We start from the raw sequence: 13761 nt of genomic DNA on the forward strand, positions 1-13761 counted from the left end.
AGTCGGTCAGCCCGGCTGGTGCCCCGGGCGCAGCAGGTCGTTGACGGTCTTGACCGGCTGGAAGACGGCCGCCGGGATTTCCACGAACAGGGTGTTCCAGCCGGCCATGGCACCGTTCCACAGTCCAGGTCGCTCAAGGGCCTTGATGGGCCGGCCGGCCAGGCTTTTCTCGGTAATGATGACCGCCGACTCATCGACGTAGCGCCCGAGACGGTGCGGCCGGCCGGTGGCGTCTTTCAGGGCGCAGGCCATGAACACCGGGTTGAAATGGGTCGCCTGTCGCAGCAGCTTTTGCGTCTGTGGCTGTTTGGTGTCAAGCTGGGCCATTTCAACGATCTGGCGGCTGACGCCGGTTTCCGACCGGGTCCAGAAGGGCCCGCCGCCGGGCTCGCCCCGGTTCTCGACCATGCCGCAGACCCGCAGGGGACGGTCGAGCCGCTCGGTCAGCCAGGACTTCAGCCCGTCGACATCGGAACAGGCCGGCGGTGCGTAACCGAAGGTTTCCGTCAGAAAACCCGCGGCCTCTTTGGCCAGGGCATCCGTCAATCCATCGTCGAGGGCCCGCAGATAGCCCTTGATCCGCGCTTCCAGCTCCACCAGCAGACCGCCGAGCACCTTCCACCAGCGCACCACGTCCGGCTGCAGATGGGCGGGAACCACGTTGTCGATGTTCTTGATCAGAACCAGGTCGGCGTTCATCCCTTCCAGGTTGCCCAGCAGGGCGCCGTGCCCGGCGGGTCTCAGAACGAGGCGGCCGTTGTCGTCCCGCACCGGCTCGTTCTCCATCGTGACGGCGATGGTGTCCGTGGCCGGATTCTGGCAGCTGAAATCGACCTCGACCTCGATGCCGGACGCGCGCCGGATACTCTCACGGGCCGTCTCGGCGACGCGGGCGAAAGCGTCCTGCCATTCGGGCGAGACGGTGAAATGGACGCGGGTCGAAGTGCAGCCGTCCGCCAGCAGGGCGACGGCTTCGGCGAGATGCTCCTCCACCGGGGTGCGCGCCTGTCTGCCGTCATGGTGAAAATCGATCAGTCCCTTGGGGGTCCGACCGTAGTCCAGACCTGCGTCGGTCAACAAGGCGTCGAGAAAAGGGCGCATCATCCGCTGTTCGAGCAGGCTGTCGGGATTCAGGCCGCCTTCGCGCATCGCCGTCGCCAGCTGAGGATAGAAGGCGAAGCGTCTGAGATTGGCGAAGAAGGTCTGGTGAAAGGGATGGTCCGGGCAGGCGCCGTCGCGTTCCCATTGCCGGAGGGCGCCATCGCACTGGAAAAGCTCTTTGAACATCCGGGTGGCGGCGCCGCTGGCCGGGACGAAGCGGGAGAAGCGTCCTTCGCCCGCCGCCTGGTCGAAGAGTGTCGCGAGTCGTTGCCGCCGCTCGTCGTCCAGTCGCAGAATACCGTCGCCGGCAAGGCAGGGACGGTCGATGTCGACCGGCGGCGGAGGATCGCGGAACAGTTCGAGCTGCCGTTCGATTTCATCCCGGCCGATGCCCCTGCTTTCGAGCTGTTGCAGATCCTGGTGGGTCAGGTGCATTTGTGTATCTCCCTCCATTGTGGTTGAATCAGGTTCAGTCGGTCGTGGCTCTGCCGGCCACGAGAGCAGGATTCCGAAAATACTAGCTTTTCGTCCCCGTGTCCGCAAGGTGTACGGAATTGCGAAAAGTTGCCAATGAACATTGACAGATGGCCGGCTGAAAGTGTAACAAGGATGCTCTGACGAAGAGCGCGACTGTCCTGAACCATTTCCCGAAAGAGGACGCCATGCCGTATTTCAGTCCTGAAACGAACGAAAAGTACCTGTTGCAGGCGGCGGCCGAGATCTGCATGGCCGCCCGGACCGCTCCCAAGGGGAAGGGCAAGGATCTGCTGGTGACCGCCGTGGTCAGCGAGACGGAGAAGAAGGCCCTGATCGAGCGGATGCTCCTCATCTCCGAACGGGACTCCCTTCCATTTTTCGCCAGGGACGCCGGCAATCTCGAGCGGTCGCCGGTGGTGATCCTGTTCGGCAGCCGCAAGGATCCGCTGCGGCTGCCCCATTGCGGTTATTGCGGCTTTGATGACTGCGACGCCATGCTTCAGGCGGGCGGAACCTGTTCGTTCAACACCGGTGATTTGGGCATCGCCCTCGGCTCGGCGGCCAGCCGGGCCGCCGATCTGCGCCTCGACAACCGGATCATGTATTCGGCGGGCAAGGCCGCCCTCGAGCTTGGGCTGCTCGGCGAGGATGTGCAGATCGCCTACGCGCTCCCTTTGTCGGTTACGGCCAAGAGCCCCTTTTTCGATCGCTAGGTCGCGGTGGGCGAGCTGTTCGACATTGTCGACGAGCACGACCGCGTCATCGGTCAGGCACCGCGGTCGCGCTGCCATGGCGACCCGTCGCTGATTCACCGGGTGGCGCACGTTCTGGTTTTCAATTCGGAAGGCCGGCTGCTGTTGCAGAAGCGCAGCGCAGGCAAGGACATTCAGCCCGGCAAGTGGGACACCAGCGTCGGCGGTCATCTCGAGCCTGGAGAGGACTACCTGACGGCCGCCCGCAGGGAGATGCGCGAGGAACTGGGCATCTCCGGCGTTCCCCTGACCTTTCTCTACCGGTCGAAGATACGCAACGCGATCGAATCGGAGAACGTCGCGACCTTCATGGCCCGGTATGACGGACCGATCGATTTCGCGCCCGAAGAGATCAGCGAGGTTCGCTTCTGGAGCGGAGAGGAGATCGATCGGCATCTCGGAAGCGGGATGTTTACCCCCAATTTCGAGGAGGAGTGGGCGATGTTCAGGTCCTGGTGCCGGAAATATCCGGCGGGTCCGAACAGCGGACCGGCCTTCTGTGCCGGCGATTCCTTTCCGGATATCGTCCAGACCGAGGACCTTCTGACTAAAAATGAGGCAGACTGAACGGCCAGTCGCCCAAAATTTATGCAGGTCGGACGGGCGAGCGGATCGCCGACGCCGGAAACGGCGGGGATAAACGGTTTAAGTTTCCGTAAAACAAGCGCTTTTTTGCCGGTGCCGACAGGTCCGTTTTGTGGCAGATTTTTTGCTCACTACAGCGGGCTGAACCTGACCGGCACGACCTGCCCGCGACGGGAAAGCAGGGCCGGTATCATTCGGAGGACAAGACGACATGCGAAAAGTTGAAGCCATCATCAAGCCGTTCAAGCTGGATGAAGTCAAGGAAGCCCTGAACGAAATCGGCATTCAGGGGATCACAGTCAGTGAAGTCAAGGGCTTCGGTCGCCAGAAGGGGCATACCGAACTCTACCGTGGTGCCGAGTATGTGGTCGATTTCATTCCCAAGATCAAGATGGAAATCATTGTCGCCGACGACATGGCAGCCAAGGTGGTGGAGGTCATCGAGGAGTCGGCCCGCACCGGGCGCATCGGCGATGGCAAGATTTTCGTCACCCCGATCGACGAAGTGGTGCGTATCCGGACGGGCGAGCGAGGCGAAGAGGCGCTCTGATTCTTCCCGACCGGTCAGGGATGCAGGGATGCAGGCAGGCCGCGTCGCGGCCCATGTTTCATTAACATTCTGGAAGGAGAAAGTAGATGACCCCGAAAGACGTTGTGGCCTTTGCAAAAGAAAACAATTGCCAGATGGTCGATTACAAGTTTCTCGACTTCGTCGGCATTTGGCAGCATTTTTCCACTCCCATCAGCGAATTCAACGAGGACATCTTCGAGGAAGGCATCGGCTTCGACGGCTCGTCGATCCGCGGCTGGCAGCCGATCCACAACTCGGACATGCTGATCGTTCCCGATCCCACCACCGCCAAGATCGATCCCTTTCCCGAGGTTCCGACCCTCAGCCTGATCTGCAACATCGTCGACCCCTTCACCCGTGAAGGCTACACCCGCGACCCGCGCTTCATCGCCCAGAAGGCCGAAGCCTACCTGAAGTCCTCCGGCATCGGCGACACCGCCTACTTCGGTCCGGAGCCCGAGTTCTTTATCTTTGACGACGTCCGCTACAGCCTGGAGCAGAACCAGTCCTTCTACTGCGTCGATTCCGTCGAGGGCATCTGGAACACCGGCCGCGAGGAGTTCCCCAACCTCGGCTACAAGCCGCGCAACAAGGAAGGCTACTTCCCGGTGGCGCCGACCGACTCGATGATCGATCTGCGCAACGAGATGGTGCAGGTGCTGCAGAGCGTCGGCCTGCACATCGAGGCCGTGCACCACGAAGTCGCCACTGGCGGCCAGGCCGAGATCGACATGCGCTTCGACTCGCTGCTGAAGATGGGCGACAACCTGCAGTGGTTCAAGTACATCATCAAGAACGTCGCCATCCGCAACGGCAAGACCGTCACCTTCATGCCGAAGCCGATCTTCGAGGACAACGGCTCCGGCATGCACTGCCACCAGTCGATCTGGAAGGACGGCAAGAACCTGTTCGCCGGCGACGGTTACGGCGGCCTGAGCAAGACCGCCCTCTACTACATCGGCGGCATCATCAAGCACGCCAAGGCCCTGTGCGCCTTCACCAACCCGAGCACCATCTCCTACAAGCGTCTGGTGCCCGGTTTCGAGGCCCCGATCAACCTGGCCTATTCCAACCGCAACCGTTCCGCCTCGCTGCGCATTCCGGCAACCAACAACGAAAAGGCCAAGCGCATCGAGTACCGCACGCCCGACCCGAGCTGCAACGGCTACATGGCTTTCGCCGCCATGCTCATGGCCGGCCTCGACGGCATCGAGAACAAGATTGATCCGGGCCAGCCGCTCGACAAGGACATCTACGGTCTTTCCCCCGAGGAGCTCAAGGACGTGCCGAAGGTTGCCTCCTCCCTCGAAGAGGCCCTGGCCGCCCTCAAGGAAGACAACGCCTGGCTGCTCAAGGGCGACGTCTTCACCCAGGACGTCATCGACATGTGGATCGAGTACAAGACCGAAAACGAGATCATGCCGGTGCGCAACCGTCCGACCCCGACCGAGTTCGCCCTCTACTTCGACTGCTGATCGGCGGCTTTGTCACGCACAAAAAAACCCCGGGTTTTCGACCCGGGGTTTTTTTGTGCGTGTTTTGCGGTAGCCCTGAATCAGCGAGATCATGCCGGATGAAGAGTGCGCGTGCCCGGCCTGAATGGTTTTTTTCAAAAGTCTCAGGCGCACCCGTAGGTTCGCCGGCGATTCAGGGTCGTGTCAAAGAGCGTGAGCTTCGATGAACGCCCTGATCTTCTGCGTGTCGGCGTCGACGATTTTGCAGCGGCTTTCGCGCTCTTCGATGCCGGCAAGGCTCTGCGGCATCGGTGGCAGTTGGCCGATCGCCTGTTGCACCGCATCGCCGAACTTGGCCGGGTGGGCTGTCGCCAGGCAGACGACCGGACGGGAACCCTCGGCAAGAACCCGGGCCGTCGCCACGCCGGTCGCGGTGTGGGGATCGAGGATGTAGCCGGTACCGGCGTGAAAATCCCGGATGGTTTCCAGGGTCCGGTCGTTTCCGATGCTCGCCGACGCGAAATCGCGGCGGACCTTTTCGGCCAGGGCTTCGTCGCGCGGCAGGCGTCCCGTTTCGTTGAAGGTCTGCATCCAGGCCGCGAGTTTCGCGCTGTCGCCATCGAGCAGGTAGTAGAGGTAGCGCTCGAAGTTGCTGGCCTTCTGGATGTCCATCGAGGGGGAGAGGGTGGGTCGGACCTCGCCCACCGAGTAGTCGCCCTCGTTGATGAAGCGGGTCAGAATATTGTTCTCATTGGTCGCGAGCAGCAGCTTGCCAACCGGCAGTCCCATGCGTTTGGCCACGTAGCCGGCGAAGATGTCGCCGAAATTGCCCGTGGGCACGGCAAAGTCGATGCTGTTGCACCCGGTCTGTTCCCTGACCCGGTTCCAGGCGTGAAAATAGTAGACGATCTGCGCCAGAACCCGCGCCCAGTTGATGGAGTTGATGGCACCAAGGCTGTATCTCTGCTTGAAATCGACGTCGCCGAAGATCTCCTTGACGATGGCCTGACCGTCGTCGAATGTGCCCCGGATGGCGAGGTTGAAGACGTTGTCGTCGGTGACCGTGGTCATCTGCAGCTTCTGGATCGGGGAGACCCGGCCGTGGGGGTGAAGGATGAAGATATTGATGTTCTTCTTCCCCCGCACGCCGTAGATCGCGGCCGACCCCGTGTCGCCCGAGGTGGCGCCGAGAATGTTCATGCGGGCGTTGTCGGCGGCGAGCAGGTATTCGAACAGGTTGCCGAGAAACTGCAGGGCGACGTCCTTGAACGCCAGAGTCGGGCCGTGGAACAGTTCGAGAATGAAAACTCCGTCCTTGTGCACCACCGGTGTGATGTCAGGGTGGGTGAATGCGGCGTAGGAGCGGTCGACCAGCTCTCTGAGATCGGCGGCCGGAATGTCGGTGGCATACAGGGAGATGATCTGGAAGGCCAGCTCCCGGTAGTCGAGTTTGCCCAGGGCGTCGATGTCTCCCGGAGTCAGGCGCGGTATCTCGGCCGGAAGGAGCAGGCCGCCGTCGTCGGCCAGCCCCATGAGGACGGCCTTGCTGAAGGGAATGCCACCCACCTTGCCCCGGGTGCTTTGATAGTCCATGGATTTCTCCTGTCGCTGGATGATTGGCCGCGCCATCATAGCAAAAAGGGAAGAGGGGCAAAAGTGGGTAATGACTGTACGTAAGGGGGAGAAAACGGTCGGGAAGGACAGGTGCCGGCGGCGTCCGTGGTCTTCACGGACGCCGCCGGTGTTCGGATTCGGGCCCTGCCGTGGTGCGCTCCAGCGGCTTACTGCCCTTGGGCGTCGACGACGGCGACCGCCGCCATGTTGACGATGTCGGCTACGGCGTCGCCACGCTGCAGCACGTGCACCGGCTTCTTCATGCCCATCAGAATCGGCCCGATCTGCTCGGCGCCGCCGAGCTTGTGCAGCAGCTTGTAGGAAATGTTGCCCGACTGCAGGTCGGGGAAGATGAAGACGTTGGCGTTACCCTTCAGGGTCGAGAAGGGGTACTGGTTGGCCACCAGTTCCGGGTCGAGGGCGACGTTGGCCTGGATTTCGCCGTCGACCGTCAGTTCGGGAGCCCATTCCTTGACCAGGGCGGTGGCTTTCTTGACCTTGAGGGTCAGCGGATGTTTGGCGCTGCCGAAGTTGGAGAAGGAGAGCATGGCCACCCGCGGCTCAATGTCGAAATGACGCGCCTTCTCGGCGGTGAGGATGGCGGTTTCGGCCAGCTCTTCCGGCGTCGGTTCGATGGTGACGGTGGTGTCGGCGAAGAAGACGACCTCTTTCTTGGTGACCATCATGTAGGCGCCGTGAACCTTGGACAGGCCGTCTTTTTTGCCGATGATCTCCAGCGCCGGCCGGATGGTTTCGGGATAGTGATGGTCGATGCCCGAAAGCAGCGTGTCGGCGTCGCCGAGATGAACCATCATGGCACCGAAATAGTTGCGGCTTTTCTTGATCAGCCGCTTGGCCTCGGCCCGGGTGATCCCCTTGCGCTGCCGCATCTTGAACAGGGTGTCGATGTATTTTCCGCGCTCTTCGTAGGTCATCGGGTCGATGATCTGGACACCGTTCAGGTCGAGGTTGAGCTCCTCGATCTTGGCGCGGATTTCCTTCTCGTCGCCGAGCAGGATCGGCCTGGCGATCCCTTCGTCGACCAGGATCTGGCAGGCGCGGAGAATCTTTTCCTCTTCGCCTTCGGGGAAGACGATCCGTTTCGGGTTGGCCTTGGCCTTGTTGATCAGGGTTCGCATGACCTGCTTGGAGCGGGCCTGGCGCGCCTCGAGACCTTCGATGTACTTCTCCATGTTCTTGATCGGCCGCCGCGCCACGCCCGAGTCCATCGCCGCCTGGGCCACGGCCGGTGCGACGTGCAGCAGGACGCGGGGATCGAAGGGCTTGGGAATGAGGTATTCGCGGCCGAACTTGATGTTTTCGCCGCCATAGGCCCGGCGGACGGAGTCGGGGACGTCGAGCTTGGCCAGGTTGGCCAGCGCCTTGACGGCCGCCATTTTCATCTCTTCGTTGATGGCGCTGGCGTGGGTGTCGAGGGCACCACGGAAGAGGAAAGGGAAGCAGAGAACGTTGTTGACCTGGTTCGGATAGTCGGAACGGCCGGTGCCGATGATGACGTCGGGACGGACGGCCTTGGCTTCCGGCGGCGTAATTTCCGGGTCGGGATTGGCCATGGCGAAGACGATCGGATCCTCGGCCATGGTCTTGAGCATCTCCGGCGTCAGGGCACCCTTGACCGAAACGCCGAAGAAGATGTCGGCCCCCCGCATGGCATCCCCGAGCGTCCTGGCGTCGGTTTCGACGGCGAGGCGCTCCTTGTACGCGTTCATCCCTTCGGTGCGCCCCTTGTAGATCACTCCCTTGGAGTCGCAGAGGATGACGTTCTCCTTGCGTACGCCCAGGCTGATGGCCAGGTTGGCGCAGGCGATGCCGGCGGCGCCGGCACCGTTGACCACCATCTTCACATCCTCGATCTTCTTGCCGATGATCTCCAGGGCGTTGAGCATGCCGGCGGCGGCGATGATGGCGGTGCCGTGCTGGTCGTCGTGAAAGACCGGAATACTCATGATCTCCTTGAGCTTTTCTTCGATGTAGAAGCATTCCGGCCCCTTGATGTCTTCGAGGTTGATGCCGCCGAAGGTCGGTTCAAGCAGCTTGACGGTGCGGATCAGCTCGTCGGGGTCCTTGGTGTCGAGTTCGATGTCGAATACGTCGATATCGGCAAAGCTTTTGAAAAGGACGCCCTTGCCCTCCATAACCGGCTTGCCGGCCAGGGCGCCGATGTCACCGAGGCCAAGAACGGCGGTGCCATTGGAGACGACGGCGACGAGATTACCCTTGGCGGTATATTCGTAGGCGTCGTTGGGGTTCTTGGCGATTTCGAGGCAGGGCTCGGCAACGCCCGGGCTGTAGGCAAGGGAAAGGTCGCGGCTGGTGGCGCAGGGTTTGGTGGTGATGACCTCGATTTTTCCCTTGCGTCCCGTGCGGTGGTATTCGAGAGCTTCTTCACGTTTCGACATGATATCGAACCTCCGTTGTTGCTGGTTTTACTCTCCTTAAATTAAATGCCCCGGTGTCGCAAGGGGCAGGAAAGCGATTAATATGCTAAAAAATTGAGAAAATTTGATCCGAACCTTTGCCGGCATTCTTTTAGTTTCAGTAAAGGACCTTAGTCTTGCCTTGGGCTGCTGTCAAGAAAAATATGGTCATGGCCGCAGTTGAACTCTCTGCCGTTTACGACATGAAGAGCAAGGGCGATGCCAAAATGCTGTAATTTGTCTATACCCTGAACATATCTCCACTTTTGAAAAGCGCAAGGAATGGTGACGGAACTTTTTCCGGCACGAAAGCTGCGGTTATTTGCCCCAGTCGGCCAGTTTTGGCCGATGTCGGGGCCGAATTCATTGACAGACCGGCGGCTGAGGGTTAAAAGGACAGGAGTTTGCTGTGAAGGAAACTGTCAAGCATGCGCATCGGGGTGATCGCCGACACACATCTTCAGAGCCAGCAGGAATGCCGGCGGTTCTCCGATCGGCTTCTGGATGGACCCTTCCATTCGGTCGACATGATCTTTCATGCCGGCGATCTGGGCAACAGCGAGCTGTTGTTCTGCCTGGCTCCCTGTCCGGTGGTGGCGGTCGCCGGCAATACCGATCGGCCGCATCCCGAATTGCCGCCGCAGCGTCTGCTCACCCTTGAAGGGCGACGTATCGTGCTGGCGCATGGCTGGGGGGGCGGCGATAGTGTCGCCGCCGATCTGCTCAGGCATTTCGGGCCGGAGCGACCCGACGTGATCGTTTTCGGCCACAGTCATGTCCCCGAGAACAGGAGGGTGGGGAAAACGCTGCTGTTCAACCCGGGAAGCCCGACGCGACCCCGGTCGAGTGTGGGCGCGACCGTTGGCGTACTCGAGATTGTTGGCGGAGAAGTGGCGGGAGAGATCCTGCCCTGGCGCGACTGAATCAACAACAAAGACGAATACCGGCTGAGATGAAACGACTCTGGGCTCCCTGGCGGATGACTTACATCAACGGCGAGGACAGGCAGGGCAGAAAAGGCTGCATCTTCTGCCTCGACGCTTCGACCGACGAAGATGAGGAACGGCTGATTCTCCACCGCGGCGAGCGGGCCTTCGTCATCATGAACCGCTACCCCTATTCGAACGGCCATCTGATGGTTGCGCCCTACCGGCACACCGCGGATCTGGCTTCGCTCAATGCCGACGAGGTGCACGAGATCTGGCGGCTGACGGTGCTGGCCCGGGATGTTCTGCGCCACTGGGGGAATCCCGACGGCTTCAATGTCGGCATGAACTGGGGCAAGGTCGCCGGCGCCGGGGTCGAAGACCATCTTCACCAGCATGTCGTTCCCCGCTGGAACGGGGACACCAACTTCATGCCGGTTCTGGCCGATGTGCGGGTCATTCCGCAGCATCTGGAAGAAACCGCCACCGTGTTGCGGGAGATATTCCGGCAGATAAGATGAGGCAAAAAGACCTGTTTTCAAAGAGGATAGGCTGACCATGCTCGAGTTGTTTGTCAAGGGTGGGCCGCTGATGTGGCCTCTGCTGGCCTGTTCCGTTCTGGCCCTGGCCATTTTTATCGTGAAGCTGCTCTGGTTTGCCCGGCAGCGGCGCGAGGGGCGCGAACTGTTCAAGGAAGTGGTGACCCTGGCACAGGAAGAGCGATTCGATGAGGCGATCATTGTCTGTCGCCAGTCGTCTTCGCCGCTGGCCCAGGTCCTTCTGGCCGCCCTGCGCCAGGCCGGGCGGCCCCGGGAACATGTCAAGACGGTGGCCGGTGAGGTCGCCGGTCAACAGAGTGTCGCCTTTGAGCGCTACCTGGGACTGCTGTCGACCATCGGCACCATCTCTCCTCTGCTGGGGCTTCTGGGTACTGTGGTCGGCATGATCGAGGCCTTCAATGTCATCGCCACAGTTGGCGTGGGGACGCCGCAGACCCTTGGCGGCGGGATTTCCCAGGCCCTGATCACCACCGCCACCGGCATGGCGGTCGCCATTCCGGTGATTCTGGCGCACCGCTTTCTTCTCGGGCAGATGAAGAGCCTGGTCGTGGCCATGGAGGAATACATCCTGCGTATCGTCGACCTGGTTGGAGACTAGCCGATGCTTATTCGTCGCCGCAGTGAAGAGGAGCCGCGCGTCGACCTGACGCCGATGGTCGATGTCGTCTTTCTGCTGCTCATCTTCTTCATGATCTCCACCACCTTTGTCGAAACCCCCGGCATCGACATCAAGCTTCCCGAGTCCTCCCTGACCGTTTCCGAAAAGAAGCCCGACGAGGTGCAGGTCTATATCGACCGGGACGGCAACCTGTTTTTTCAGGGCAAGAAGACCGGTATCGGTCAGTTGCGGAAAAAGCTCGCCAGATCCATGGCCGGGAATCGCAAGGCGACGTTCGTGCTGATGGCCGACAAGGAGGTTCGGCACGGGCTGGTCGTGGAGGTCATGGATGTCGCCCGCTCGGCCGGATTCTACAACATGGCGATCGCCACCGAGAGCAGGCGCGGAACCGACAGGCAGGAATAGCCTGGCGTGCGCTTGATTGTTGTTCTGTTTTCTGAAATAATTCCGGTCATGTTCTAAAACAGCTCTCTTTTACCACCGGGGGCGGGTATGGATCGGTCTCGTGCCGACACTGACATGGGCAAAGCCTGGCTTTGCTGCCTGGCCGGTTTCTTCCTCGGGTTTCTGGCGCCGGTCGGCTGGCTCGTCCTCCGTCTCGTCTTCTTCCGGCAAGCCGGTCAGTCCCTGTTCGAGCAGATTGTCGGCGAGGTTGCCGGTTCCTCTCCGCAGGTCGCCCTCTATGTCTACATGGGGCTGGGAACGGCCCTGGTGTTCGCTCTTTTCGGCTATCTCATCGGCAGGGCCTGGCAGCAGCTGCATGAGCGGGCGAAACGGCTCGACAGCCTCAACGCCACCATGGAAGCCCAGCGCGACGAGTTCGAGGAGCGGTTCAATGCCCTCAACAGCAACATCAAGAACTTTCACGCCATCAACACCCTCATCCAGAAATCGGGCAGCGTCAACGAGGTGATCCGGCTTGCCGCCGACGGGCTGTACAACATTCTCGGCTACGACCGCGTCAACATCTGGATGCTTGATGCCGATCGGAAAAACCTGGTGCTTGCCATATCGAAGGGGACCGGCTACGAAGGCGAGCTTTCTCTGCCGCTGGATGAACGCCTCGGTGTCATCTACAAGGCGGTTCTGGAGGGACGTCCGTTTCGGGTCGACGACATGCGCAAGATGCCTGCGGACTATCGCCTGGCCGAGGAATACACCGGTCACGAACCGATCAGGTCGCGCAGCTTCATCCTCTGTCCCATCCGGGTGCACGACCGGGTTGTCGGCCTGTTCGGGGTCGACAACAAGCGCAAGAAGGCCCAGCTTGACGATACCGACGTCGATACGGTGCGGCTTTTCGCCGACCAGGTCGCCATGACCCTGACCAAGATCGACCTGTTGCGAGCGGTCGATTCGCTGACCAGGGAGCTCGAACGGACCTTCGGCGAGCTGCTCGGCTACCGCGAGGACTACGTGGCCATCAACAGACAGCTCAAGGAGGCCGGCCAGGGCAACGCCGACACCATTCGCGAGATATCCGGCAGCGCCGAGGTGGTCAGGGAAGCGGTCGAGGAAACTCGGTCCGCCGCCGGGGAAATTTCTGTCACCATCGCCCAGGTGTCGGAAAACATCAACAGCCTGCACGAATTTATCGACAGTTCGGTGGCGTCGATTACCGAAATGGCCGCCACCCTGAAGAGCGTCGAGGAGAACGCCGTGCAGTCGCAAACGATGATCGAGGGGGTCCAGGAACGGGCGCAGGATGGTGTCCGCCGGGTCGAGGAGACCATTGCCGCCATGGAGCGCATCCGCCAGGCGGTCGAAACGGCTACCGCCGATATCGCGCGGCTGTCGGGAATCAGCGACGAAGTGGGTGGCATCACCATGGTGATCGGCGAGATCGCCAAGAAGACCAACCTGCTGGCCCTGAATGCCGCCATTATCGCCGCCCAGGCCGGAGAGCATGGCAGTTCGTTTGCCGTTGTCGCCGACGAGGTCGGCGCCCTGGCGCGGGAAGCCGGCGAATCGACCGAAGCCATCGCCCGGCTGGTGGGGGAGATCCGGGCCGCGACCGGCGATGTGGTGCGCAACATCGAGACGACCAGAGACATGGTCGACAAGGGGATTTCGACCGGTGTCGAGCTGGAGGGTTCCCTGCAGCAGATGGTGGAGCAGGCGGACAATTCGACCGGCATGTCGCGGGAGATCCGCAAGGCGACCAACGAGGTCGCCAAAAGCGCCGAAGCCATCAACACCTCGGTGATCCGGCTCGGCGAGATGGCCGCCCAGATCTCTCATGCCTCGAAGGAGCAGACCAGAGGCATCCGGAGTATCGTCCACGCCATCGAAGAGATCAAGACCATGACCGACGACATGGTCGCCGCCACCGAGAGGCAACAGGTGAACATGCGCAACATCGATACGGCGGTCGATCGGGTCGGCCGCATGGCGAGCCGGATTTTCCGCGAACTCGATTCACGGCAGCAGGGTAGCCAGGAGGTTATCGAGAAGCTCGAGGTCGTGCGTGCCCTCGGGCGGAAGAAAGACGATTGATCCGCGGTCGAAGACGACGGAGCATGGGATTCCGTTATTGGCTTCTTGACAAAGCAGGCCGCTCAACAAGGTTCGGATGCAAGGCATCCGAAATGTCGAGGCATGAGGCGTACCGGGCATCGTACGTCGAATGCCGAGAGATGGATAACGCCGACAGACAACTTTTTC

General features: G+C 61.2%; 12 protein-coding genes. 9 read left to right on the forward strand and 3 right to left on the reverse strand.

Annotated features, from left to right (window positions below):
* Positions 1-6: 6 nt before the first annotated feature.
* A complete protein-coding gene (locus EDC39_RS03705; protein WP_187426631.1) occupies positions 7-1536 on the reverse strand; it encodes a DUF4301 family protein in 1530 nt (509 codons plus the stop codon).
* 227 nt (positions 1537-1763) lie between these two features.
* Here EDC39_RS03705 and EDC39_RS03710 point away from each other — a divergent pair, with 227 nt between their 5' ends.
* The 4 genes from EDC39_RS03710 to glnA all read left to right on the forward strand — a co-directional run bounded on the left by EDC39_RS03710 (position 1764) and on the right by glnA (position 4961).
* Positions 1764-2291, forward strand: a complete 528-nt coding sequence (locus EDC39_RS03710) for a ferredoxin domain-containing protein (protein WP_148895008.1) — start codon at positions 1764-1766, stop codon at positions 2289-2291.
* A gap of 6 nt (positions 2292-2297) precedes the next feature.
* Positions 2298-2897: an NUDIX hydrolase gene (locus EDC39_RS03715; RefSeq protein ID WP_148895010.1), complete on the forward strand. Its 600-nt coding sequence runs from the start codon at positions 2298-2300 to the stop codon at positions 2895-2897.
* A 229-nt stretch (positions 2898-3126) separates the two neighbouring features.
* Entirely contained in the window at positions 3127-3465 is a 339-nt protein-coding gene (locus tag EDC39_RS03720; RefSeq protein WP_148895012.1) for a P-II family nitrogen regulator, read from the forward strand.
* Positions 3466-3551: 86 nt separating this feature from the next.
* The gene (gene glnA / locus EDC39_RS03725) at positions 3552-4961 is read left to right on the forward strand and encodes a type I glutamate--ammonia ligase (RefSeq protein ID WP_148895014.1); all 1410 of its coding nucleotides are present in this window, start codon (positions 3552-3554) and stop codon (positions 4959-4961) included.
* 183 nt (positions 4962-5144) lie between these two features.
* Here glnA and thrC read toward each other — a convergent pair whose 3' ends face one another.
* Positions 5145-6533: a threonine synthase gene (gene thrC, locus EDC39_RS03730; protein ID WP_148895016.1), complete on the reverse strand. Its 1389-nt coding sequence runs from the start codon at positions 6531-6533 to the stop codon at positions 5145-5147.
* Positions 6534-6721: 188 nt separating this feature from the next.
* Positions 6722-8974, reverse strand: a complete 2253-nt coding sequence (locus EDC39_RS03735) for an NADP-dependent malic enzyme (RefSeq protein ID WP_148895018.1) — start codon at positions 8972-8974, stop codon at positions 6722-6724.
* Positions 8975-9420: 446 nt separating this feature from the next.
* On the opposite strand from EDC39_RS03735, the gene EDC39_RS03740 reads away from it, so the two are divergent.
* From EDC39_RS03740 to EDC39_RS03760, 5 genes are all read left to right on the forward strand, one after another.
* Positions 9421-9915, forward strand: coding sequence for a metallophosphoesterase family protein (locus tag EDC39_RS03740; protein WP_148895020.1), 495 nt, complete (start codon positions 9421-9423; stop codon positions 9913-9915).
* A gap of 29 nt (positions 9916-9944) precedes the next feature.
* Complete coding sequence (locus EDC39_RS03745) at positions 9945-10439, forward strand: HIT family protein (protein ID WP_148895021.1); 495 nt, start codon at positions 9945-9947, stop codon at positions 10437-10439.
* A gap of 37 nt (positions 10440-10476) precedes the next feature.
* Entirely contained in the window at positions 10477-11076 is a 600-nt protein-coding gene (locus EDC39_RS03750) for a MotA/TolQ/ExbB proton channel family protein (RefSeq protein ID WP_148895023.1), read from the forward strand.
* A 3-nt stretch (positions 11077-11079) separates the two neighbouring features.
* Entirely contained in the window at positions 11080-11502 is a 423-nt protein-coding gene (locus EDC39_RS03755; RefSeq protein WP_148895026.1) for an ExbD/TolR family protein, read from the forward strand.
* Between the two features lie 87 nt (positions 11503-11589).
* A complete protein-coding gene (locus EDC39_RS03760; RefSeq protein WP_148895028.1) occupies positions 11590-13593 on the forward strand; it encodes a methyl-accepting chemotaxis protein in 2004 nt (667 codons plus the stop codon).
* Positions 13594-13761: the final 168 nt, after the last annotated feature.

It is taken from the genome of Geothermobacter ehrlichii (assembly GCF_008124615.1).
Taxonomy (GTDB): Bacteria; Desulfobacterota; Desulfuromonadia; order Desulfuromonadales; family Geothermobacteraceae; genus Geothermobacter; species Geothermobacter ehrlichii.

Excerpts from the sequence above, each read along its gene's own strand:
- EDC39_RS03705 (WP_187426631.1), bottom strand. The coding sequence starts at position 1,536 with ATGCACCTGACCCACCAGGATCTGCAACAGCTCGAAAGCAGGGGCATC.
- EDC39_RS03710 (WP_148895008.1), top strand. The coding sequence starts at position 1,764 with ATGCCGTATTTCAGTCCTGAAACGAACGAAAAGTACCTGTTGCAGGCG.
- EDC39_RS03720 (WP_148895012.1), top strand. The coding sequence starts at position 3,127 with ATGCGAAAAGTTGAAGCCATCATCAAGCCGTTCAAGCTGGATGAAGTC.
- glnA (WP_148895014.1), top strand. The coding sequence starts at position 3,552 with ATGACCCCGAAAGACGTTGTGGCCTTTGCAAAAGAAAACAATTGCCAG.
- thrC (WP_148895016.1), bottom strand. The coding sequence starts at position 6,533 with ATGGACTATCAAAGCACCCGGGGCAAGGTGGGTGGCATTCCCTTCAGC.
- EDC39_RS03735 (WP_148895018.1), bottom strand. The coding sequence starts at position 8,974 with ATGTCGAAACGTGAAGAAGCTCTCGAATACCACCGCACGGGACGCAAG.
- EDC39_RS03740 (WP_148895020.1), top strand. The coding sequence starts at position 9,421 with ATGCGCATCGGGGTGATCGCCGACACACATCTTCAGAGCCAGCAGGAA.
- EDC39_RS03745 (WP_148895021.1), top strand. The coding sequence starts at position 9,945 with ATGAAACGACTCTGGGCTCCCTGGCGGATGACTTACATCAACGGCGAG.
- EDC39_RS03750 (WP_148895023.1), top strand. The coding sequence starts at position 10,477 with ATGCTCGAGTTGTTTGTCAAGGGTGGGCCGCTGATGTGGCCTCTGCTG.
- EDC39_RS03755 (WP_148895026.1), top strand. The coding sequence starts at position 11,080 with ATGCTTATTCGTCGCCGCAGTGAAGAGGAGCCGCGCGTCGACCTGACG.
- EDC39_RS03760 (WP_148895028.1), top strand. The coding sequence starts at position 11,590 with ATGGATCGGTCTCGTGCCGACACTGACATGGGCAAAGCCTGGCTTTGC.